12 protein-coding genes are annotated in these 24,053 nt (G+C 44.1%); all 12 read left to right on the top strand.

Annotated features, from left to right (window positions below):
- Positions 1-6: 6 nt before the first annotated feature.
- The 12 genes from NKT06_RS28540 to NKT06_RS28485 all read left to right on the top strand — a co-directional run bounded on the left by NKT06_RS28540 (position 7) and on the right by NKT06_RS28485 (position 24,048).
- On the top strand, positions 7-765 hold the full coding sequence (locus tag NKT06_RS28540) for a WecB/TagA/CpsF family glycosyltransferase (protein ID WP_253441316.1): 759 nt from the start codon (positions 7-9) through the stop codon (positions 763-765).
- Positions 766-1,139: 374 nt separating this feature from the next.
- Entirely contained in the window at positions 1,140-2,267 is a 1,128-nt protein-coding gene (locus NKT06_RS28535; protein WP_253441315.1) for a glycosyltransferase family 4 protein, read from the top strand.
- Positions 2,268-2,432: 165 nt separating this feature from the next.
- Positions 2,433-6,392, top strand: a complete 3,960-nt coding sequence (locus tag NKT06_RS28530; protein ID WP_253441314.1) for an S-layer homology domain-containing protein — start codon at positions 2,433-2,435, stop codon at positions 6,390-6,392.
- A 204-nt stretch (positions 6,393-6,596) separates the two neighbouring features.
- On the top strand, positions 6,597-6,938 hold the full coding sequence (locus NKT06_RS28525; RefSeq protein WP_076332560.1) for a hypothetical protein: 342 nt from the start codon (positions 6,597-6,599) through the stop codon (positions 6,936-6,938).
- A gap of 585 nt (positions 6,939-7,523) precedes the next feature.
- Positions 7,524-10,496 (top strand): S-layer homology domain-containing protein, encoded by a 2,973-nt coding sequence (locus tag NKT06_RS28520; RefSeq protein ID WP_253441313.1) that lies wholly within the window; start codon positions 7,524-7,526, stop codon positions 10,494-10,496.
- 174 nt (positions 10,497-10,670) lie between these two features.
- Complete coding sequence (locus NKT06_RS28515) at positions 10,671-13,271, top strand: hypothetical protein (protein WP_253441312.1); 2,601 nt, start codon at positions 10,671-10,673, stop codon at positions 13,269-13,271.
- Between the two features lie 140 nt (positions 13,272-13,411).
- Positions 13,412-13,978, top strand: coding sequence for a hypothetical protein (locus NKT06_RS28510; protein WP_253441311.1), 567 nt, complete (start codon positions 13,412-13,414; stop codon positions 13,976-13,978).
- A 147-nt stretch (positions 13,979-14,125) separates the two neighbouring features.
- Positions 14,126-14,398: an alpha/beta-type small acid-soluble spore protein gene (locus tag NKT06_RS28505; RefSeq protein WP_253441304.1), complete on the top strand. Its 273-nt coding sequence runs from the start codon at positions 14,126-14,128 to the stop codon at positions 14,396-14,398.
- A gap of 255 nt (positions 14,399-14,653) precedes the next feature.
- The gene (gene metK / locus NKT06_RS28500) at positions 14,654-15,856 is read left to right on the top strand and encodes a methionine adenosyltransferase (RefSeq protein WP_253441302.1); all 1,203 of its coding nucleotides are present in this window, start codon (positions 14,654-14,656) and stop codon (positions 15,854-15,856) included.
- Positions 15,857-16,048: 192 nt separating this feature from the next.
- A complete protein-coding gene (locus tag NKT06_RS28495) occupies positions 16,049-19,759 on the top strand; it encodes a SwmB domain-containing protein (protein WP_253441300.1) in 3,711 nt (1,236 codons plus the stop codon).
- A 107-nt stretch (positions 19,760-19,866) separates the two neighbouring features.
- The gene (locus tag NKT06_RS28490; RefSeq protein ID WP_253441298.1) at positions 19,867-21,093 is read left to right on the top strand and encodes a stalk domain-containing protein; all 1,227 of its coding nucleotides are present in this window, start codon (positions 19,867-19,869) and stop codon (positions 21,091-21,093) included.
- A gap of 231 nt (positions 21,094-21,324) precedes the next feature.
- Complete coding sequence (locus NKT06_RS28485; protein WP_253441296.1) at positions 21,325-24,048, top strand: stalk domain-containing protein; 2,724 nt, start codon at positions 21,325-21,327, stop codon at positions 24,046-24,048.
- Positions 24,049-24,053 lie beyond the last annotated feature (5 nt).

Below are 24,053 nucleotides of genomic sequence, written 5' to 3'. Positions count from 1 at the left end.
ATAAAGATGAGTCAGACCGGATCCATACCTACCGTTTCAATCTACGGCATTCCTTTTTCTAAACTGACGATGAAAGAAACGGTAAAGGTTCTCCAGGAAGCTGTGCTGTCCAAGCAACCACATCAAGTCATTACAGCCAACCCGATTATGGTTATGGCTGCACTGGAAAATCCCGCAATCATGGAAGTCATGCAATCTGCGGAATTAATTGTTCCTGATGGAACAGGTGTCGTATGGGCGGCAAACTATTGTGGAGATCCAGTAGCTGAGCGAGTGCCGGGATTTGAGCTTTTACATGAATTGCTGCGTGTTGGAGAAAACTATCGATGGGGTGTATATTTACTCGGTTCCACCCCTGAGGTGATTCAAGAAACGGCAGTTCGGTTACAACAGCAATATCCGGCGATTCGTATTGTGGGTTATCGCGACGGTTATTTTGGTCCGGCTGAGGATGAACAGGTTGTTGCTTCCATACGGGAAGCAGCACCTGATCTGTTGTTTGTAGCACGTGGGGCCGACACACAAGAACCGTGGATTCACAAACACAAAGATGCACTGCAAGTTCCCGTAACCATGGGCGTTGGCGGTAGCTTTGATGTGATTTCGGGCAAAACCAAACGTGCGCCTATGCTGTTCCAAAAGTTAAGGCTGGAGTGGTTTTATCGCTTATTGCGTGAACCAAGCCGGGCTGGCCGGATGCTTGCGCTTCCGAAATTCGCTGTTAAGGTGATGCGGGACAAAGAAAACGTGACGAAAGTCCGTTAAAAACAGGTAATTGCGAGATAAATGCGTGTTTTTGCTAGAAATTGAGGATGGCTTTTCGGGTGAGATCGGCGTATAATTCATTCCGGATTACATGTGTGCCACTCAAATGAAACTTTAAGTTGCACGTTGCCACTTCGATGTCAGAATAACCTTTTGATCGCTGTTATCCCTGGATTTCTTTTTCTAACCTTTACAAGGTTGAAATCCCGTGATAAAGGCGAACGCTTCGCTTATACAGGTTATTTCTGCCCTCTCCGTTCTGGTTCAAATGGCATTTTTCATCAAAAGTGACTAACAATAATTTTTATATATAAAAAGAGATCAGGGGATTTATAATTTCGTACAGGTATTATAATTGGGGGTCGAATGTTCAAATGGTAGCGATCTTTATCATTGGATTTATCGTGTCAATGGGACTGGCTCTTGCCCTGACACCACTTGTCAAAAAGTTCGCAGTCCGCATTGGCGCAATGGATACGCCGAATGCACGTAAAGTACACACACGGATCATGCCGCGTCTTGGCGGTCTGGGTATATTCCTGGCCTTTGTTATTACAGTTGCTGCACTGCTTCCGTTTGTATCGGCATGGTTCACGACTCGGGATATGAGTTTTGTCAGCGCGTTTCTGATTGGTGGAACAATTATCGTGCTGATCGGAGCACTCGATGATCGGTTTGAACTGTCTGCCAAAGTGAAGCTGCTTGGTCAGATCGTTGCTGCATCTGTCGTTGTATTCGGATTTAATATCCGGGTAGATTTCGTTAACATTCCTTTTCAGGATTCCTATTCTTCACTTGAAGCTTGGGTATCCATTCCACTGACGATCTTATGGATCGTTGGTGTAACCAATGCGATTAACCTGATTGATGGTCTGGATGGTCTCGCTGCCGGTGTATCCGGTATTGCGATTGGTACCATTGCTGTGATGTCCTTCCTGATGGGTAACATGATGATCGCCTTGATGTGTCTTGTATTGCTGGGTAGTATCATTGGATTCCTGTTCTTCAACTTCCACCCGGCGAAGATCTTCATGGGGGATACCGGGTCACTATTCCTTGGTTTCTCTCTGGCGATGCTGTCCATGCTCGGATTTAAACAAATTGCTGTCGTGTCCTTCATTACACCGCTGATCATCATCGGTGTGCCGCTCTCGGATACCTTCTTCGCGATCATCCGTCGTGCGGTACAACGGAAACCGATTTTCTCACCGGACAAAGGTCACCTGCATCACTGCTTGCGTGAACTTGGATTCAGTCACCGTCAGACGGTACTGATCATCTATGGAATTGCCGCTTTCTTCGGAGTTCTGGCAATTATCCAATCGTCCGCTGCGATGTTCGAGGCGAACTGGGTAACGTTTGTGGTCATCTGTATCATGATGTTCTTCCTCCAGGTGGGAGCAGAAGTCATCGGACTTGTTAGCAAAACGAGAAGACCGGTTATCAACTTCCTGATGCGCATGCGCGTCAAGATGAGCCCAGAGACTCGTTCGAAATCATAAATAGATAAATGTAATGGTTACAGCTATTCTTGAATATTATTCCAGACCCAACCTTATCCCTTGTGGATAAGGTTTTTTGTTTATTTTGAGATTTTTACTAAATAATTGGAACCTTTTGCCGATATATAAAGGTAACTGACTTAAAAAGAGGAGAGATGATACGTAATGCAACAAAAGAAACGGCCGTTGGTCTGGATCATGTTGGTCACCATGGTGTTCTCATTGTTCCCACAAGGTCTATTCGGTGGGGCTGTTGCTTCGGCTGCAGACGGTGATCCGGTAACTCCTGGATCTAATGCTTATACCACATATTTTACGCCAGATCTTAGAACATTGCGGGAGACCGCTGCTCTATCTATAGTTCAAGATGCAACCAAGGCTTTCTTGACACGTTCGAATGCATATACAACCTCAACTTCAGCAATTACAATTTCAGGTTCTTATGCTTTTGTATCCAATACGAGCTTGAAGGTTAAGGTTGAACAACTGAACTTGGTTACAAGCGGTTCAGATAGCAAATGGGTTCCAGACTCGACTAAATCAATCACAACTGCGGTTACTGCTGATCCAAGTGGTAATAACAAATTCACAGCGAATAATCTAAATCTGTTCCCGGGGTTCAACCGAGTTACTTTCTCTGGTAACCAGGGATCAGTTGAACGGTCAGATACATTTTATGTATTGTACGATCAGGCTCCATTTATTGAGAGCTTCCAAGTATTTACGGACAGTTCCGCTACTGGCGGTAACAAGTCTTATAACCTGAATGAGGGTTCCAACACGGTTGTAGATACACAACGTGTGTCCATTCAAGGTAAAGTACAGAACTCCACCCTGGTTAGTGTGAAAGTTAACGGTGGGGATGAAATCAATGCCTCCATGCTGCAAGATGGATCATTCTTTTTGCCACAGCTAGCATTAAAAGCAGGACTAAATAATTTGAAATTCAAAATTTCAAGTGCATCCAATGCCATTGAAACTGAACGTTCGATTTACTATTTTGATAAAGACCAACCATTCACAGATTTGAAGGTGCAATTGGGGGGCCAGAATAAATCTATTCTGGACAGTAATCCGGTATTTACGGGCACAGCTGAAGCAACAGCAACGTTAACAGGACAGGTGTTGCTTCCGTATTCAGCGAGCCCTAATCCCTTTAGTCCGACGAATGGTGAGATCACGTTGTCTAATGGCAACTTGACGCAACCAACTAATTTTGTGTTTGAGTCGGACCCGGCTGAAGAAGTACTAATCACGGGTTCCGATGGTGTAACCATTGAGTACCGATTGGTGAAATTCGAGGTTACAACACCGTATAACTTGGAACTTGCCGCAGATGGCACATCTCCCAAGAAGGATCAAACGCTTCGTCTCCGTCTCGCATACGGTAATTTCAGTGCAGGATATAACGCAAGTTATACCTTCTCCCCAGGGGCACAGGATATCACAGAGATCTACTATTTGCCTGATTATAAAGAAGGCGAAGCCATTGATTCCCAAACGAAGCTTGATGGAACTAAGCTGCAAACCGATCAATTCTTCATCTTGGTAGAATCCAGTGAACCTATCTCAGGAACGCTTGTAGGTGAATATTTACCAACAGGTACTACAAAGCTTAAAATTGACCCAGTCGCTACTGTTGATGCGATGAAACTGAAAGATAACCAAAAAATCTATAAAGTCTCCGGTTTCCTTGGTGGAGATCAACAAGTTCGCTTCTACTATGGTAGTCCGACGAACTTGCCTAAGATTGTAAAAATTTCTTATGTAACAGCGAGCTCTATTTATGTGGAAAGTCTTCAAAACGGACAAACCTACACCTTTAACTCCAAGAGTAGTTCGCAAAAGCTTACGTTAAAGGGACGTTTTATCGGGTTCAAAACCATAGGCGGTACTAACTTTGTCGCCGAAATTCTTGTGAATGGTAAAAAGTATACAACACCGACAAAATTTCCGGATGATAATGGCACGTTCAGTGTAGATCTTCCGGTCTTGAAATCAGGACCGATTGTCTATGGTGAGAACACCATTCTAATCCGTGCTACAGATGAGGATGCGAATAAACTTCCAATCACGATCTCAACTACGTTGAAGATCAATGTCATTGACCAGAATCAATCAACAGTGACATCTTTCATGCCTACGCTGATTCCTAAGGACTCACGTCAGCAGTTTATTAACAAACCAATTACGCAATATGAAGATGACGAGATGAAGCGCATTTTCTCGGTTACACCTGAATTTGCGTTTAAAGAAGACAAGTATGTTACAAGTGAAGAGAATTATGACCTCGTCATTAATGGCGGTGGTGCAGATATTGTGAACGTCTACTTTGGTTCCGATAAAATTTTCACTAAAGAACTGACAAGTACAACGATTTTCGAAGTAAATCAACCAGCTACAACCGGATTGCCAAGCTATGATATTACAGGTAATAGTGACCTGTTTATCGCACGGATTCAGAATCTTAAGTTTGATGTACCAGGAACACATGTGTACACACTCGAACTGATCAACAGCACAGGTGCGAGAACAACACAGCGTCTTGAGATTGTACGCGAACCTTCCTCTTACCGCATTTTGTCTCCACAACCTACGGTAGGTAACAACATCGTTGTGAACAAAAACTTTGTTCGCTTCGATATTGAAGCAGAGGGTGCTTCTCAAGTATTAATTGGCAAAGAGCCAGCTGTTAAACGTACGGATATGAATAACCGTTTTGTATTGGATTATGTAGGACTCAAAGCAGATAAAAATAATGCAATCAAGATTCAGATTATACGCGAAGGCGGCACGATCAACGATACGATCAATGTGTATTATACAGGTGCGATCGCGATTGATTCACAGTACATGGCTCCTAAGGTAGCCAACAAATATACTGTGTTTAACAAAAATGTGGTGCTTTCATTCCCGAAAGGAACAGTACTGCAATCAACAACAACAAGTGGCATGGTGAAGTTTTATCCAGACAACAAACTGTTGTTTGGTATCGCTGATCCAAAAGACGGTGTTGTAGAACGTAAGAATGACTACGGTAATGTTATCGGAGTTAATGCAGATGACAGAAGTACCAATGGTGCCAGCGTCATCCGTATTCCTACCGAGTTGTCGAGCTTCTTCGCCTCGGTGATCAATACAGCCAACTTTACTCAAGTATCTGATATTTACTGGATCAACGGAGGTCTGGGTGAACTGGGTGATCGTGGTACGAATGGATACAAAGCAGGTACGAACGGAATCACGCCGTATTCCATTGATGGAGAGTTTACAAGATATGCTCAAGAGCGTATTCTGACCCCATCCCAACGCGGAACGTTAACGCTGAGCTATGATCCATCCATTGTTGACGATGTAGGGTCTACGATTACAGTCTATCGTTACTCGGATGACTCTAATGTAGGTAAATGGGTTTCCATAGGTGGTGCAGTGGATACGAAGAGTCACACTATTACCGTACCGTTTGATGAATTTGGTTATTACAAAGTCATGAAGCAAAGTCAAAGCTACCCGGATATCACGAATCATCCATGGGCACGGAACTTGTTAAATGCAATGTATTCCAAAGGAATTATGAATCCGCTCAGAACCAATGCATTTGGTGCGGATGATCAGACAACACGTGGCGAATTTGCTACTTTGCTTGTCAAAGGTATGGACATTCAATTGGTTAAACCAAGTAAAACAACCTTCACAGACGTTTCCGAGAACACCAAATCGGATCGTTGGACATATGAAGCAATTGAAACAGCAGCACGCGCAGGTATTGTTCAAGGGCTTAGTGATGGCTTCTTTGGACCGGATCAGCCGGTTACACGGGAGCAGGCAGCTGTTATGATCGCACGGGCGATGAATGCCAAGCTTGCAGCCAATGACAGTAAATTGACGGCTACTTTGGCCAAATCGTTCCTGGATTCAACTTCTATCGATTTCTATGCACGACCAGCCATTGTGGCGGTTACCAAAGCAAAAATCATGGAAGGAAGCCCTGTAAATATTCCAGGTGCAGCCAAAACGCAATTCCAATTCAATCCAAAAGGTAATATGACTCGTGCTGAAGCAGCCAAGATTGCTGTAGAACTGCTTAAGAAAAGCACGAAGTTATTCCCTAAAACATTGAGCTAATCTAGCATAGTTGAGATAATTTTAGGAAGGACCTGTCCCTTTTACTAAAGGGATGGGTTCTTTTTATGACAGTTGAAGAGCTTATATAGAATTCATTTATAATAGAAGAAATCTGTTTTTTACCAATAACTATTTTTGTAATTTGCTAGAGATTAAGATACAATAACGGTAAATACACAATGATCTAGAGGGTGAAGTTAGCTAATGAAACCGATTTATTCGAGAGCCCAATTGGGTTACATGAAGGCAAAGACACAGTTCGAGAAGCAGGCAGTCATTCTGGAGAAAAAGTTGGAAGATACACGTAAGACAGAGGAGATCTCTCAGGAAGTTATGGAAGGACTTGTACAGTCCACCGGCTTCCATGATGCGTATAACAGTCTGGTTCTGGCCGAGAATGAATTGATTGAATGGTCTCACACCACGATGAAGCATGAGAAGACATACCGGGAGAACAGACAACCAATTGACGATATGTATCTGAGATTGAATAGTGATCCAAATATGCGTGCTCAGATTATTGAGCTGGCAATGAAGATTCGCTAAGTTATAGTTACTTTGAAGAAGAGGGCCCAGAGGGTCCTCTTTTTTTATTTTCGATTTTGTAGAATTTGTCGCTTCATTGTGGAAAATTACGGGTATAAATAAACGTCCACATCAATCCTTACGCAGGGTGATTTCGGAAAATACGTCATTAATTCAACTGCATTAAAGGTTTTGAATCCTTTAAAGACCCGCACTGCATCAATACATAAATAAATTCAAAACTTTTTTTGAGGAATCCGCAACTTTTTGAAATCTGCTGCGTTTAAGATGTAGAGTCGAAAACATTGGGCAACTTACCAAGAATGACCTCGTGAAGAATCTTGTCTATTTATTAGAAAAAATTGCTTTACGGCACGGAAGACCCATTGTATAATACGTAAGGTAGGATTAGGAAACTACTCTATTTACGTATGATTCTATCTTTTACTCTTGTTTACAAGTTTCTGTGATATGCTCACAGACATCATTTATATTAACTTGCTCATAACTCTGGAAAGGGGGTGCGACAATAGAATGAGGAATACGAGCGACCCTATTAAAGAAAATTCCAATGTTATGAACGCCCAAGGAGGAGACAAAAAGGTTATGAAGAAAATTTTATCCGTAGCACTGTCTACAGCAATGGCATTCTCAATGTTTGCATCTGTAGCATTCGGTGACACAGCAGTAACACCACAACAACAGTTTGATGCATTGAAAGCAAAAGGTATCTTCAATGGTTACCCAGATGGCACAGCTGGTCTGGACAAAGAGATGACTCGCGCTGAGTTCGCAAAAGTTATCACTAAATTGCTCGGTCTGAAAGAGATCACTGGAACTCTTTCTTACAACGACAAAAACTACACAGCTAAAAACTGGGCTGTACCTTACATCGAAGCAGTAACTGCTGCGGGTATCATGGAAGGTAAAAACGTAGAGAAAAAAATCTTCGACTTCAATGGTAAAGTGACAGTAGCTGAAATGGCTACAATCTTGACTCGTGCACTTGATCTTGAAATCCCAACTGAAACTAACAACAATGCAGCAGCATGGGCTAAAGGTTATGTTCAAGCAGCGATCAACGCAGGTCTGATCGACGCTAACGCTAACTTCTCTGGCAATGCTTCCCGCGAATTGTTGGTAGGTGCAGCTTACTCTATCGATCAAGCTCAAAGCTTGAAAGTAGAATCTTACACAGTAACTGAAGCTGGTAAAGTAGTTGAGTTCAAAATCAGCGACGGCGAAACTGTAAAAGTAACTTTGGATAAAGCTCTTGAAGCTAACAAAGAAACTGAAGTGAAATTCACTTACAAAGATAAAGAGTTCACTGAGAAAGTTACTTATGTAGTAACTGCAGCGACTAAAGTTCAAAGCGTATCTGCTAACAACTACAAAGAAATTACAGTAGCATTTGATGGTGAAGTTCAAGAAGCTTCTGCAACAAATGTAAAAAATTACACTATCGACGGATTTAGCTTTGATTCCGCTACACTTTCCGCTGATAAGAAAACTGTAACTCTGTTGTTGGATCAAGATGCAGCTGATACTCTTGACAGACAAAAAGAGTACACTATCGCTGTTAACGTGAAAAATGCTAATGAAACAAAAACTTTTGATGATAAAGTTAAGTTCACTCCTGTAGATACTACTATTCCTACAGTTGAATCCGTAACTGGACTTGGAACTAAAGCATTCAAAGTCGTATTCTCTGAGCCGGTTAAACAATCGACTGTTAATACTACTTCTAACTTCCGTATCAACGGTAACGCTGTTTCCGGATCCGTGAAGTATTCTTATCCTAATACTGCAATCATCACTACTGATCTTCCAGTTGGTAACCACAAGTTGACTGTAAGCAATGTAGAAGATTTCGCAGGATTTAAAATTGCTTCTGATGAAAAAGATTTCACAGTAGCTGAAGATACTACTGCACCAGAAGTGGTTTCTGTAAAAACAACTGATTTGACTGAAGTTGAAGTTAAATTTAACGAATCCATCAAATCCGTAGGTACTGTTTATCACACTACATCTGGTTACACTGCAAGCTCTGTAACTATTAAAGATGATACTGTTAAACTGGTATTCGACCAAAAGTTGAGCTTGTCTGAAAACACAGTTTATTTCCAAAATGTAACTGACTACAGCAATAACTCTGCAAATCGCGAAGTTAAAGTTACTCCAGTTCTGGATACACAAAGACCAGCGGTTGTAGGTGTTAAAACTGAATTGACTAACAATGATTCTGCACACAAATTTACATTTGAGTTCAGCAAAAATGTAATTGGTGATGATGCTCGCAAACCAAGCAACTACACTATTAAAGACTCTGCTGGTAAAGTTGTTGTAGGTAAAGGTCTTGATTCAAATGGTCACCCAGCTGTGACAGTAAGCTATGATACTACAACTAAAAAAGCTAGCTTCACTTTGCTTGGTAAACTGGATGCAGGTAAATACACAATTGAAGTAGCTGGAGTACGCGACACAGCTTCAATTGCTAATACAATGCTCCCTTACACTACAGTTGTTGATGTTTCTAACGCTGTTAAACCAGTTGTAACTTCTACTTGGGTTGAAGAGTCACAAGCAGGAACTAAATATGATGCTGTGATCTATGTTCAATTCAGCAAAGCTATGGCTGTTAGCGGTGCAGGAGATGTAACACAGGTTAACAAATATAACTACGCTACTAACTTTGACGCTAATACAAACGCTGGGACTTTCAGACCAATCCCGTCTGATTCCAAAGTTGAATTGGTAAATGCTGAAACAGTAAGAATCACATTGCCACGTTCAGACAATCCAATCTCTGGCAACACTTTGGGATTGCGTATTGCAACTGTAGCAGATACTAATGGTAACTATGCTGGTTCTGACTACTTGGTTTATACACAAGTTAAACCTAAAGTAGATCTGAAAGTGGTAGCTGAAAAAGCTGAAGCTACAGCTCTTGATACTTTGAAAGTTACTTTCTCCAGCACTTTGTCTAGCGTAGATGCTAATGATTTCACAGTAAATGGTAACACTGTAACTGTAACTGATACAACAGTTGTAGACGGTAAAACAGTTGCTACTTTGAAATTGAACACTAAATTTGTTGCTGACTTGACTGGTGCTACATTTGTAATCAGACCTAACCCTACGTCCCAAAATGCGTTCGGTACTGTTATTGATGCAAATGCCCCAACATTGGCTGACAAAATTGCACCAAAAGTTGCTGAAGATTCTGTATTAACAGTTGCTAAGGCGACAGTTGCTGGTCAAACTAATGTGTTCTCTGCTACAGTAGAGTTCAACGAAAAACTTAAAGTTCAATCTAGCCCTGCTGCATTTACTGTTCGTGTAGAAGGTAAAGATGTTACTGTTCTCGGAGCAGAAGCAGATGCTAATGGTAATTTGGTTGTTCTCTTCAACGGCGTTGAAGGTAACAAAATTACTGACAAACAACTTGTTGAAGTATTCTTGAAACCTTTCAATACTGATGCTAAAGTTGTAACTGATTTGAAAGACAATGCTGCTGAAAGCTTCACAAAAGCAGTAAATGTTAATCTTACAGTAGACCCAACTGCTTTGACTTACTAAGCTGTATTGTTTAAAAAGAGTCCATCTTTAATGATGGACTCTTTTTTTGAATATAAAAGACGAGCTACGATGTCTTATACTTGTGAGCGGATAAAACACAACAACATCGTAACTTTCTTCCCTTCCCAAACGTTTATACTATATAGCAACAAGCAACTTATGGGAGGTTTGGAAGTGAATCAAAAGAAAATGTTTGTGAGCTTGCTCGCAAGTGCGTTGTTAATCAGTTCAACAGCTGGCATCGCTATGGCAGCGAGCACAACCAATAAAACGTCTGCCACCAGTTCCAATAGCAGTACATCGAAGAAAACGACATCAACCACGAAAAAGGTTGTACATACACTCGGCAACCTATCCGCTGTTAAAGTGACAGCACGAAGTTCCGTAAGATTAACAGATGTAAATATCTTGGCACAGGATGATGGCAATGTGGTAACGTATACATTGTCTTATAAAAACAATGACAGCACCCCAATGATGATGCTCGATTACTGGAGCAAAGTGAAAACCAAGGGTGGAACATCGTTCTCGCCCAAACTGATTGCAAAAGATCAGGAAAAGAAAACAGTCGCGCCTGGATCAACGGTTGACCTAACCTATGTCATGAAAGTGGGTCGCGAAGTGAAACTCAGTGATCTGAACTTCCTCATCGTGAAATGGGATTTCAGTCAAGCTAACTATGAACGTACGCTGGGTAAGTTTAACGTGCCCGCATCCTATAGCATTACCACACCTGTAGGTAAACCAAAGACAGTTCGTCTAAGCGACTCTGCGGTGAAGGTGAAAGTATCAGGCATTAAAGTGTTTCCAGGTGAAGATAAGAAACAGTATGTGAAAATTGGCGTGAATTTAAACAATATTAGTTATAAATTGCTTGAAAATCCGAATATCAAATGGATCTTACGTACGCCAAGTGGCACGAACTATCCTTTAACTCCGGATAAAGACAGTACGAATGTTAGCATTCAGGCTCAAGCTAATAAGGCGCTCAGTCTGATGGCATCTCTCCCAACGTCAGTGAAGCTGCAAAAGTCTGAGTTGTTGCTGGTAGAAGAACAGGGTGAAGAGAAGAGTGTTCTGCCTGTTGCTGCACTGCAATTGCCAGAGGCTAGCAAGACGAATGTAGAGGTTGCTGCCAATCAACCAAACATTATATCGGTTGAAGGACAACGACTGTCCACATTGCTTGAATCTGCCAAAGTTCGAATTGATGATGGTGAGTATAGTCTTAACCTTCAAATGAAGCTCAAGAATGAAGGCAAGAAAGCCATTAAGGTGCCAACATATACCTTTGAGGTACGGAATAACGACGGCACAGTCTATCCGATTGAAACCAAAGCACTGGATACATTGAAGTTGAACCCAGGCGATATCAAGACAATTAAGCTCAGTGCAACCCTTCAGGGTGATGGGGATACCAAAAAGATTAAGCTCTATGTAATGAGTCCGGTTGACAAAAATGAAAGTACAGAGTCAGCAACAGCTTCTTCTCCAACCAATGGATTTGTTTTTTCCTATCCTGTAGGTGTATATGCCATTCCTGAATCGGTATCCAGTGGGGATGGCTTAACGACTGAGACCGTGATTAAGAATAACAAAGGTACATTTGGTGTGTCTTTTGGATCGTTACAGCGTCTGCCGTGGTTGGATAGTGATATTGTTGCTGCCAAAGTAACCATTCGTAATGCAGGTACCAAAACGGTACAGCTTCCTGAGCTTGAAGCGATGTTTATGATTGATTCTGCTGAGATTGAAGGAGACAAGAAGCTAATCTACACACAAAGTGGCAAGCTACTTGGAGCCGGTATGACAACCGAGGCTTATCTGTTGACCAAGATTCCTTCTGAATTACGTATATCTCGTCTGGAACTTAGTTTGAATGAAAAAGTTAGTGAAGAAGAAACGAATGAATGGATCACGTTAAATACATCTGGATTAATTCCACCGTTATCTTATGTCGGAAACGGCAAGACATACACATCGGGCACAGCTGATAAAGAGACCGAAATGGGTGTGCGCAGAACGATACGTTATCCGGGAACGTCATCGGACATCGTATATACCGAATTTGAGATGACAAACAAATCACTTCGTCAGAGTGGGCTTGGCAAACTGGTAGGTTACTTCAAAACAGCGGATGGCCAGTATTACAGAGCAACTGCGAAGCAAGCAGAGCGTCTGCCTGGTCCGGGTCAGAAGTCGATTGTTACGTTCTGGGCTAAGATTCCGAAGTCTGTTACGTTCTCCGACGTGCGTCTCATCGTGGGCGAGGGCGTTGCAGACAGCAAGTTTGTAACGGGTGAAGGGGAAGCGACTGCTTATGTGAATGCTCTGGCATTCGAAGTACCGCCAACCTCCATTAGTGTTCAAGGCTCGTTAACCAATATTGATCTCTATCCTTACTCCTGGACTGCCAACAGTGTGAGAGCATATCTGGCAGGCAGCTCGTCTGTACAGATCGAGATGAATTACAGCTTATCACGTAATGAAGAGATTGAGATGGGCGAGAACGAGCATAAGTTAATCCTTACAATGACGGATCAAGCAGGCAAATCATATGAGAAAGAGTTGACTTTGGGAACCGATCTGAAAGTGGGAACCAACCAGACACTGAGTTGGAGCGTAGAAGACAGCTTCTTCGAGAAGCTGCGTGGCGGTTCGTATCGCTTAAGCGTAGATGATCAGTTCCAGGGACAACGTCTTCGTCTTGCGGAACAAAGCTACGGATATGACCTGACCAAACTTCCGAAGGAAGAACCCGTCGATATAAGATAGATGGATAGATTCAAATAATCGTTAAATTTGTCCACAAAACCTCGTTTCCACCCCAATGGAAACGAGGTTTTGCTTGTCGCATCCCTATTTTTTCTCTATAGTTAAAGTTAATAGATTACCAGAGGAGGAAAATGATTCACATGAAACCTTATATGAAAGTATCCCTTGCTGCGCTCGCGATTGGTGTTGGCGTGTGGGTTGGGTCGGTATACAGCAATACAGCCATCGGTGCAGGGACAAGTCAGCCAGGAACAGCAGATGATCCAGTTGTAACGAAGAGTTATGTAGACCAGCAGATTCAAAAAGCATTGGGTGGCGGTGTTAGCACAGGTTCTGGTAATTCATCAGGTAACAATTCCGGCTCTACAGGAACCGGGAACTCCGGTAGTACAGTTGGAGATACTTCGCTTCCTCCACTGGTCTCAGGTGCTTCTGATGCCGTTGAGATCGTAACCGTGAAGCCGGGTCAACAGCTGATCGGTAAGTCTGGCGCGGAGTTCATCGTACGTAGCGGCAAGGCTGTGATCGTCAGTGAGGGTACGAATGGTGTAGCGGATCTGACGGACGGGATTGACCTGACGAATGGACAGGCAGCGCCGACCAATCACCTGCTCTCTTTTCCAAGAGATGGTCGGGGGATCACGGTATTGGATGGGAACAAATACAGCCTAACCGTAATGGTTCGTGGTGGATATACTTTGAAATAGGTTTTGCTTCTGTGAAAGGAATTATTCATTCGTCATACATTTCATTTGCGCAGATTAACCAGTTCTAACAAACATTAATACGGCTAGCCAGCCTCGATCCTGCTCACTCTATAACTGTTGATAATTAATTAATGGAGGTGCAGGAACATGGCTAGAAGCAATCGCAAAGTGGTACCCGAAAGTCGTCAAATGCTGGATCAGATGAAGTATGAGATTGCTGCAGAATTTGGTCTCAATGTGGGGTATGGTGGCAGAGGGTTTGCTGGTGCAGATACAGAATTTGGATCTGAACTGGGCGAAGTGAGTGATCACTCTTATGGGCAATACAAAGGGTGGGGACATCTGACCTCCCGCGAGAATGGATCGGTTGGTGGAGAGATCACCAAAAGGCTAATTCGTCAGGCAGAGCAGCACTTATAGGGCTTTTTCCTTACCCCAATTCGTTTGACACGTCTTGACAAATACGTTAAGATGGCATTTGAGGTATGCAACCTTTTCCACTAGGGAAAGGTTGATTTTCGTTTGAGGCAATTACCTGAAAAATCCTTATCTTCGTAACTGCGGACCCAGGGTCCTTATTCCATTTTGGAAAGCTTCGAGGGTACAGTGAACGAATCGCTGTCATGTTTTGTTCGGGCAATCGCCATACTACTAGTTATGGGAGGTTGAAACTTCATGTCTGTTAAAGGCCGGCATCTATTTACATCGGAGTCTGTAACTGAAGGACATCCGGATAAAATCTGCGATCAGATCTCAGACGCCGTATTGGACGCGTTTCTTGCAAACGACCCCAATGCTCGCGTAGCTTGCGAAGTTTCCGTAGCCACAGGCTTAGTGCTTGTCATCGGTGAAATCAGTTCAGCTTCTGAATACGTGGACATTCCGTCCATCGTTCGTAATACAATTAAGGATATTGGCTACACACGTGCCAAGTTCGGTTTTGATTATAACACTTGTGCAGTTCTGACTTCTCTGAATGAGCAGTCTGCTGATATTGCCCAAGGCGTTAACGCAGCGCTTGAGAATCGTGACCCGGAACAAGTCGCTCGTGAAACAGAAAACATTGGTGCAGGTGACCAAGGTCTGATGTTCGGTTTTGCAACGAATGAAACACCTGAACTTATGCCTTTGCCAATCGCTCTGTCCCACCGTATCGCACGCCGTCTGGCGGAAGTGCGTAAGAACGGTACATTGGAATATCTTCGTCCGGATGGTAAAACGCAAGTAACGATTGAATACGACGGGGACAAGCCGGTACGTGTGGATACCATCGTTGTGTCTACTCAGCACGCTGAAGAGACTACACTTGCGCAGATCCAAAAAGATATCAAAGAACATGTCATCTTGCCTGTCGTTCCAGCGGAATTGCTGGATGAGCAGACTAAATATTTCATCAACCCAACAGGACGTTTCGTTATTGGCGGACCTCAGGGAGATGCAGGCCTCACTGGACGTAAAATCATCGTAGATACCTACGGCGGTTATGCACGTCACGGCGGTGGTGCGTTCTCTGGTAAAGATCCAACAAAAGTAGACCGCTCCGCAGCATATGCGGCTCGTTACGTAGCGAAAAACCTTGTAGCTGCAGGACTTGCAGACAAAGTGGAAATCCAGCTCGCGTATGCAATTGGTGTAGCCAACCCGGTATCGATCAACGTGGATACATACGGAACTGGCAAAGTCAGCGAAGAGAAATTGGTTGAGCTTGTGCGCAACAACTTCGATCTTCGTCCGGCTGGCATCATTCGTATGCTGGATCTGCGTCGCCCAATCTACAAACAAACAGCAGCATACGGTCACTTCGGCCGTACAGATCTGGATGTACCTTGGGAGCAAGTGGACAAAGCAGACCTTTTGAAAGCTCAAGCAGGTCTGTAATTAGCTAACGTTATATGGATCATCCAATGAGGCCCTTGGTTCCGATATGGAATCAGGGGCTTTTTGCATCTTTTTACAAAATAAAGCACCATACATTTCCATTTTGTTAATTGAAAATCTCCCTCTGACCGACATAAATATAGAGGTCTGTATATCAGACAATTAGGAAAATGAGAAGAGGGGGAAGGTTGGGTGTTTGTGAAAAAAATGGCCCGTAAGGGATTGGCTAGTCTTATGATTTTGATGTTAGTCACTCAAGGGATACTCGCCGGATGGGGAGGAGTAGAGTCCGCCTATGCCGCCGATGAGTTGACGGGAAAAGGAATTAGCACAACGTCACCTGCTGTGAACGAACAACAGGCGAGTGGATCAGCACCACTGACGATTGATTTTATTAAGCCAGTAAAGAAAATCGACACTTCTACTGAGGAAATTACTGTACGCCGAGTCCAGGATGACTCCATTGTAACAAGAGTTTCCGTAACGGATGCAGCTGTGACTGTCGTTGCAGATGATGCTGCTATTGATGCAGCTTTGGGGAAACGTGTGCAAATCCAGCTTCCTGCAGTTCTGCCTGGAGGTTCATTCTATGTTACGATTGGTAGCCAGTCTTTCGTATATGGGGACGGTCAACCGGTTGAGGGTCTGAACAAAGAGTGGACATTCCGTACAGCAGGAGTTAGTACAGCTCAATTAACAGGGCAGTCACCTCTTAATGCGGCATCCAATGTATCTCCTTCAGCCAATATTCAACTAACTTATGATCGGGCAATGAAGGTTGGTGCAGGCAAACTACAGATCTATCGTGGCAGTACATTATTGGAAGAAATTGATGCCAATTCAAACCGTATCAGTTTCAACACGGCGAGAACCACGGTGACAATTGATCCAGTGAACAATTGGGCGAATAACAGCACGATTTACATAGCAGTTCCGGAAGGTTTTTTGCGTGATGACCTGAACAATGATACGGGAGCCATTCAGCGAACGACGTGGGGATTCAATGTAATATCCGATCCCACAGCCTTGACCGTATCCAGCCTGTCTCCTACAAACGGAGCAACGGGCGTACCACTCACGAATGAATTTACGTTGACATTCAACAAAGACCTGGACCGGAATTTCGCAAGTTCAGCTACGGTTAAGAATGCAAACGGCGGGATTGTGGCTTCCACGACATTAATTAGTACGTCCAACCCCAGACAGTTGCGCATCATCCCGCAAACGACTCTGACAAGCAACACAACGTATACCATTGATATTCCTGCGAATGTCTTTCGGGATCAGACGGGAAATCTGTTCACGGGTCTGAATGGAGCCACATCGTGGACCTTTAGAACGTTGACCGTAGACACAACACCTCCTGTACTGAAAACAGCCAAAATGTACAGCAACACGATCATTCGATTAACGTATGATGAGTTGCTCTCCAGTCTAGATCCGTTTGCTTCCAGCTTCACAGTGACGGTTAACGGAGAGAACCGGAATGTAAGTTCTTCCTATGTTTCAGGAGACAGTGTGTATGTTGTTCTGGATACAGGTGTAGCCGTAGGGCAGGTTGTCCGCATTGCCTACGCACCAGGAACAGGAACACGTAAAATTCAGGATTTGTCTCTTAACGCGGCTCCAGCATTCGGAGCGAGAGATGTAGAGAACAGTCTCGATTCGATTATGTCGAAACCACGCGAAGGTACAGCTTATTACAATACAATTAGTCTGTATTATCCAGAGACCGTTTATATCAACTCCAGTGATGCGGTGAGACAATTCAGTGTTACAGCAGATGGGTCAGCGGTGGGCATCAGCAGCATGTCCACCAATAACAGTTCGTTGGTAACGCTCAATCTCAGTCGTTCCATCCAGAATGGTGAAGTGGTACAAGTATCCTATGCGCCAGGAACATGGCCAGTGAAAGACAGTCGTGGTCAAGCTCTTGCCGGATTCAACGGGTTCTATGTACGTAACAGTATTGATACGAAACCACCCGAGTTCAAGAGTGCAGAAGTGAGTGGTACGACGATGTGGATCAGATATAATGAGCCACTGAGCCGGACGAACAAACCACTCAAGAGCCAATATTCCGTATTGGTAGATGGTAAAGCCGTATTTGTCAATGATTCCGAGATTGAGGATGATCTGATTACATTAACGCTAGCCAACACTATTGCCAGTACTCAAAACGTAACCTTTTCTTATGTGCCAGGCACCCTGCGGTTAACCGATCTAAACAACAATCCTGCAGGATACGTTAATCTGGCTCCTGTAAAATATACCTTTGGTAACGGAAAAATATTGTCGGCAACTCTTCAAGGGGACAAAGTATATATTAACTTTCGAGATGCACTTCAGGCTCAGACGGCTCTAACGGCTTCACAGTTTAGTGTGCAGCTTGGAGGAACAACAACAAATGTCCTGAATGCTTCCATATCGGGTTCGATCGTGACACTTAATCTCTCGAACTCGGCAACAGCAGGACAGACAGGGACGGTCAGTTATACTCCGGGAGCAGTTCCGCTACGTGATGCGTTGAACAACACCATTACTGCGTTTGGACCGCTACCCCTGCAACAAAATGGCAGTAGTTCGACAGGAAATCAGACAAACAACCGTCCTTCCTGGCTGACAGAACAAGACTCGTCAAGTTATGGACAAGCTCTGCTTGTGATGAGCACGGATACGGCAGCTACAGCTTCCATGATGTCACGCAACAATCGCTCTACTCGTCAGTTCAATGTAGATGGTACCAAGCTTTTGCAGGCCTTCCAGTACGCTACAACGACTGGTAAAACAACCCAACCTGTTGTATTTGAAGTCCCTGCGAGCGAATCTTCGGCTTATGTAGGATTCCCGCTGAACACATTGGCTCAGGTTGCATTAAGTAACCGTACAGGTTCAATTGGTGTCAAATATGGTGATCGTCTGTGGATGGTCCCACTATCCAATCTGGATGTATCCGCAATGAGTCAAGCTGTAGGGGGAAACACAACCAACACGGATGCCTCCTACTTCTATGTACAGGTGGAGACGGTTCCTGTCTCCAGTTCAGGTACGATAGATGGAATGCTGGCCGTTGCAGGAGCACAGAAACTTGGTAATGTTACAGACATCTACCTCTCTGCGTTTAGTGGCAATACGAATCAACGGGTGGAACAAAATATCAAAAGCCAGCTCGCGATGCAGTTGCCTGTAAACACACCTACAGCGACTTCCGGGTTTACGTATATTGATCCGACTACACTGATTCTGGCGAATGTGCCGCATACGTTTGCGAGTACAACAGGAGGAGTAGTCGTTAAAGGACAACTGAACGGTAACCAGACCATCGTGCCTGTCACTCATTCCGTGAGCTATCAGGATACCTCCAGTCATTGGGCAGGTGCAGTCATCAAAGAGTTGTCGTCCAAATGGATCATTGGGGCTACGAACGGCTCTTATTACGGACCCAATCAGAAAATAACGCGTGCCGAGTTTGCCGAATTGGTAGCCAAAGGCCTTGGTTTGAAAGGAGATCAGACTGCTGCACGTCGTTTCCGTGATATTCGTGGTGGTGATCTGACCAGCGCCTACATCGGTGCCGCGGCAGAAGCCGGGATTATTACAGGCAACACGGACGGTACATTCAAACCGGAAAGTGAAATCACTCGGGAACAAATGGCTCTAATGATGGTTCGGGCGATGAGCTACGGTGGGAAAACAGTCTCACTTCAATCCTCTGCTACTTCGACATTGTCCAAGTTCAAGGATAGCAATAAAATTCAGTCCAAGGATTCTGTTGCCAAAGCAGTGCAAGAGGGCATTATTCAAGGTATGACAGCGAGAACATTCGAACCCCAGGGAAACGCGACTCGCGCTCAGGCAGCAGTGATGTTGAAACGGGTTCTGGACAAATTAGGATATCTATAATAGTAATTAGCTCTTTTATCTTAGTGAAGCGAAATCGATCAGGGGAATAAGTTCAACTGATTGGTTTCGCTTTTTTATATCATAAGTCATGAATAGAGGGTGTAGATTTGCTGAAAAAAATGCTAGTATTTTTCCTCTTTTTGGGGTTAATATCCATACCATCATTGGTTTATGCTCAAAATAATAAAGAACCCATACAACTGTACGTAAATGAACAGCCTACAGACATTAAACTATTAACAAAATCAGGAACGGTGTATGTTCCGTTTCGAGAGTTTATTCAAATAATGGGGTACCGAGCAGACTACTCAATAGAAAGTCGTGAGATTTTTGCTAGAACGGATCATTCGGAGACATATTTTATACCAGATGTAGGATACTCAGATGATAAGGAAGGATATATTGAGTTGGAAAAACCAGGTATATTAATTGATGGGAAATTCTATCTTCCTATTCGATTTGCTGCTTGGTATACACAACATTCGGTGGCCTATGATCGGAAAACAAACACCGCACGAATGGTGGAGTACGGCTATGGTCAAGAACAAGCGATTCTCGATCTGGTGAGGGCGTATGATAGAGCTTTTACTGTAAAACTACTAGCTTCAAACCATATGCAGAGATTTTATCTGACTGAGAGTTGGATTGCACCCCAAGAAAGAGAAATCCCTGATCGAATCTACAATGTTGATATAACAAGCATTACATACGAATCTGCGAACCAGGCATTATTGTACGTTACTTATATTCATAATAATCAGGTAATAAATGACCAACATGAGGTCGTATTTCGAATTATAAAGGAGAACAATCAGTGGAAAATACTTCAGGATCGATATCTTTCCAGTAATACTACGCTTCCAGAAGATATCGATAAATCTGTACATACGATAAAAGAGAATTTTAATGAGAAGCAACAAAATGTCCTATCTGACCTCAGGCAATATTATAGAGCGATTAATCAGAAAGACTTTGATTTAACGTATAAATATACTTCGCCATTTGATATTGAACGAATTAACGCAAATGCAGTTGATGAATGGAGAACATGGGAGCACATTACAAGAGCTTCCTTTGAGTATGGAGACACTACGTATCATATGTCTAATGAACGAGTCGTGTTTCTTGGTGAGAACCAAGCTGTTGTTCATGCAACCTTGGAATGGAGCTACATCTCAGAGAACATAGAGCAGAACCATTCTATATATGAGGCGCTGATCTACCTCGATTACGCCAATGGGCACTGGAATTATAGTTATGATCATGACATTAGTGAGAACGAAGAGGACCCCAATCGAATGTTACCCGAAATTCATTTCCCAGAGTTAAATTGAAAATATAACGAATATCAGTATACAGATAAATTCCCATGTATGAGTAGCTAATTGCATACATGGGTTTCTTTTTGCCAAGAATCCCCTCAAAGTTAGCTGGGGGCGTAACTTTTTCCACTAAAAGCAGTCTATTAATAGAAGAGTATACTAGGGATCTCGCTATCTGCTGCCTACTTGGCAGTGTTCGTGATGTCTAAGATTGATATACAAGATGGGAGAGACGTTTCAAACATGCTGGGGAAACATGGGAAACAGCTGGAAGACGTTAAGGGCAGTAAGGTAAAGAAATGGGCAATTGTGACGCTGGCGGGTGTGATCTGGATTGCACCGGTGATGAGTGCAGGCGGGCAGATGTGGTCAGGCACTTCGTGGCAATCGGTGGCCGCAGCGGCATCTACGAATACAAGCAAGTTGAGTGAAGAAATTCTGACTTCGGGTGCGAAGCTCATGAAATACAGATATACAACAACACGTTCCGGTTCCAAGGTCAACGTACTGACGGATGTGGTCCAGGTGGATCTGCAGAACCCGTATGTGAAGCTGGATGTGATGACAGGCAAGGGCGGTAATCTGAACAGCAAACAGAGCACAGGTGCCATGGCCAAGGAAAATGGTGCAGTGGCTGCTGTGAATGGCGATTACTTCAATGTATCCGGTGAACTCGCGCCGATTGGTGGACAGGTCTCTGATGGCGTACTGGTCTCCACACCTTCCGAACTGTCGGGCATGTATGCACTCACGGTGACCAAGGACGGTAAGCCGATGATCGACGAGTATTCTTTTGATGGAACAGTGAAGGCCCAGGATGGTTCAACCTTTGCTTTGCGTGGGATAAATAAAGAGGATTATACGGTAGAGTCGGGATCAGTGAAATATAGTCATGCCAACTCGATGTATATTTATACACCGGCATGGACCTCCACCAAACGTCCGAATGACCCTTCCACAACGCCGACAGAGGTTCTCGTGCAGAACGGAGTAATCACCCAAATCTCGGATAAAAAAGCGTTAAACATGACGGTGCCGCAGGATGGGTACATTTTGCGTGCACATGGAACAGCGGCGACATGGATCATGAGCCATCTATCTGTTGGGCAAACCTTGGATGCGGATTACAAGCTGAAAGCCAAAACAACCGGACAATCGGTTGATCCAAGTAATCTGGAAATGATGATTGGTGGTCATACCATTTTGGTGAACGGTGGTAAGGCAGCTTCCTTCTCCCGGGATATCGCTGCGTCCGGCATTGGTGGTATTCGTGCAAGAACGGCAGTAGGCTACTCTCAGGATGGTCGGTATGTCTACATCATTGCAGCGGAGAAAAACAGTAACAGCAGCGGGATGTCGCTGACGGAACTGCAATCCTTTATGACCAGTGTGGGTGTCTGGAAAGGCATGAACCTAGACGGAGGCGGCTCCACAACGATGGTAACACGTCCGTTAGGTGAGCAGACCGCCGGTCTGACGTTCAATACAGAGTATGGCACCGAGCAACGTCAGGTTGTAAACACGCTGGGTGTATTCTCTACGGCTCCAGTAGGTAAACTGAAGGGCTTTGCCGTGAGTGGCAGCCAAACGTTGCTGGTGGGGCAAGAGGGTAAGTACACAGCCAAAGGATATGACACCTACTACAACCCGATTGCAACAGGCGATATCAGCATGTCCTGGAAGTCCAGCAACAACGGCATTGTGAGTGTCAGCAACGGGACGATCAAAGGCGTGAAGCCAGGCACAGCAACGCTGACGGCAACGAGCAATGGAGCCTCATCTTCCATTAAAGTATCGGTACTGGGTGGAAGTGAATTGGCTTCTCTGACAGCAGGATCAGGTCTCGGTTCGCTCAAAGCAGGCACAACGATGTCCATTCCTGTAACGGCAACAACGAAGAGCGGACAAAGTGTGACGGTTCCGGCCGATTCGCTGACATGGGAATTTATCGGGTTCAAAGGTAAAGTGACGGCGGACCAATTAACCGTATCTTCGGTCAACTCTGGTGCACAAGTGGGATATGCGATTGGACGTTATGATGGTTACAGCACAGTCGTTGTACTCTCGGCTTCTGCAAGCGAAACGATCTGGGAGAACTTCGACAACGTGAATTATCCGATCAACTTCACGACAAACGCAGCGGGTGTGACCGGATCGGCAACTGTTACAGCAGGAACGGGTGAAAAAGCCGGCTCCAATGTATTGCAACTTGGTTATGACATGACTGCTGGAACAGGCAAAATGTACGCTTATGCACAACTGAACGGCTCTACCGGCAGAGAGGTATCTGCTGCAGCGACATCAATGTCGATGGATGTTATGGGAGATAAGAGCCTGAACTGGTTGCGCGCTGAATTCACGGATGCCAATGGCAAAACGGTATATGCCGATCTTGCTAAAGCGATTGACTGGAGCGGATGGAAGAAGCTGAGCGTGGACCTGAACGGACTGAATATCGCCTATCCGGCAAAGCTGAAGCGAGTTTATGTGGTGAATGTGGAAGAGGGTCAGGATGAGCGCGCGAAGACAGGTACGGTTGCTTTTGATAATATCGCATTCACGATGCCTTCCAAGTCCAGTGAAGTTGGATTGCCTACGGGAACAGCTTCGCTTGTGCTTGGACAGAAATCGATGACGGTGAATGGAACGAAAAAAGCAATTGATGCAGCACCAGTCCTGAAAAATGGTACGACGTATGTGCCAATCAAACATGTTTTGGACGCTTTTGGTGGTCAGGCAAGCTGGGATAGCAAAAATCAGCGGATCACAGTATTACGTGGTAGCAAGCTGATTGATCTGGTTGTAGGGCAGAAAGAATTCATTCTGAATGGTAAAAGACAAAGCGCAACTGTTGCACCATACGTAACGGGTGGTAGGACTTTAGTCCCGCTCAGACTCGTTTCCGAGCAGCTTGGACTCACTGTAAAATGGGAACAGAAAACGAAGACCGTTACCATCTCATCGTGATATGG

Source organism: Paenibacillus sp. 1781tsa1 (assembly GCF_024159265.1).
Taxonomy (GTDB): domain Bacteria; phylum Bacillota; class Bacilli; order Paenibacillales; family Paenibacillaceae; genus Paenibacillus.
The sequence above is the reverse complement of the archived record's forward strand: the minus strand, read 5'-3'. Positions and strand labels throughout refer to the sequence as shown.

Coding starts and splice junctions, on each gene's coding strand:
- NKT06_RS28525 (WP_076332560.1), top strand. CDS start 6,597: ATGAAACCGATTTATTCGAGAGCCCAATTGGGTTACATGAAGGCAAAG.
- NKT06_RS28540 (WP_253441316.1), top strand. CDS start 7: ATGAGTCAGACCGGATCCATACCTACCGTTTCAATCTACGGCATTCCT.
- NKT06_RS28505 (WP_253441304.1), top strand. CDS start 14,126: ATGGCTAGAAGCAATCGCAAAGTGGTACCCGAAAGTCGTCAAATGCTG.
- NKT06_RS28520 (WP_253441313.1), top strand. CDS start 7,524: ATGAAGAAAATTTTATCCGTAGCACTGTCTACAGCAATGGCATTCTCA.
- NKT06_RS28535 (WP_253441315.1), top strand. CDS start 1,140: ATGGTAGCGATCTTTATCATTGGATTTATCGTGTCAATGGGACTGGCT.
- NKT06_RS28530 (WP_253441314.1), top strand. CDS start 2,433: ATGCAACAAAAGAAACGGCCGTTGGTCTGGATCATGTTGGTCACCATG.
- NKT06_RS28485 (WP_253441296.1), top strand. CDS start 21,325: ATGCTGGGGAAACATGGGAAACAGCTGGAAGACGTTAAGGGCAGTAAG.
- NKT06_RS28510 (WP_253441311.1), top strand. CDS start 13,412: ATGAAACCTTATATGAAAGTATCCCTTGCTGCGCTCGCGATTGGTGTT.
- metK (WP_253441302.1), top strand. CDS start 14,654: ATGTCTGTTAAAGGCCGGCATCTATTTACATCGGAGTCTGTAACTGAA.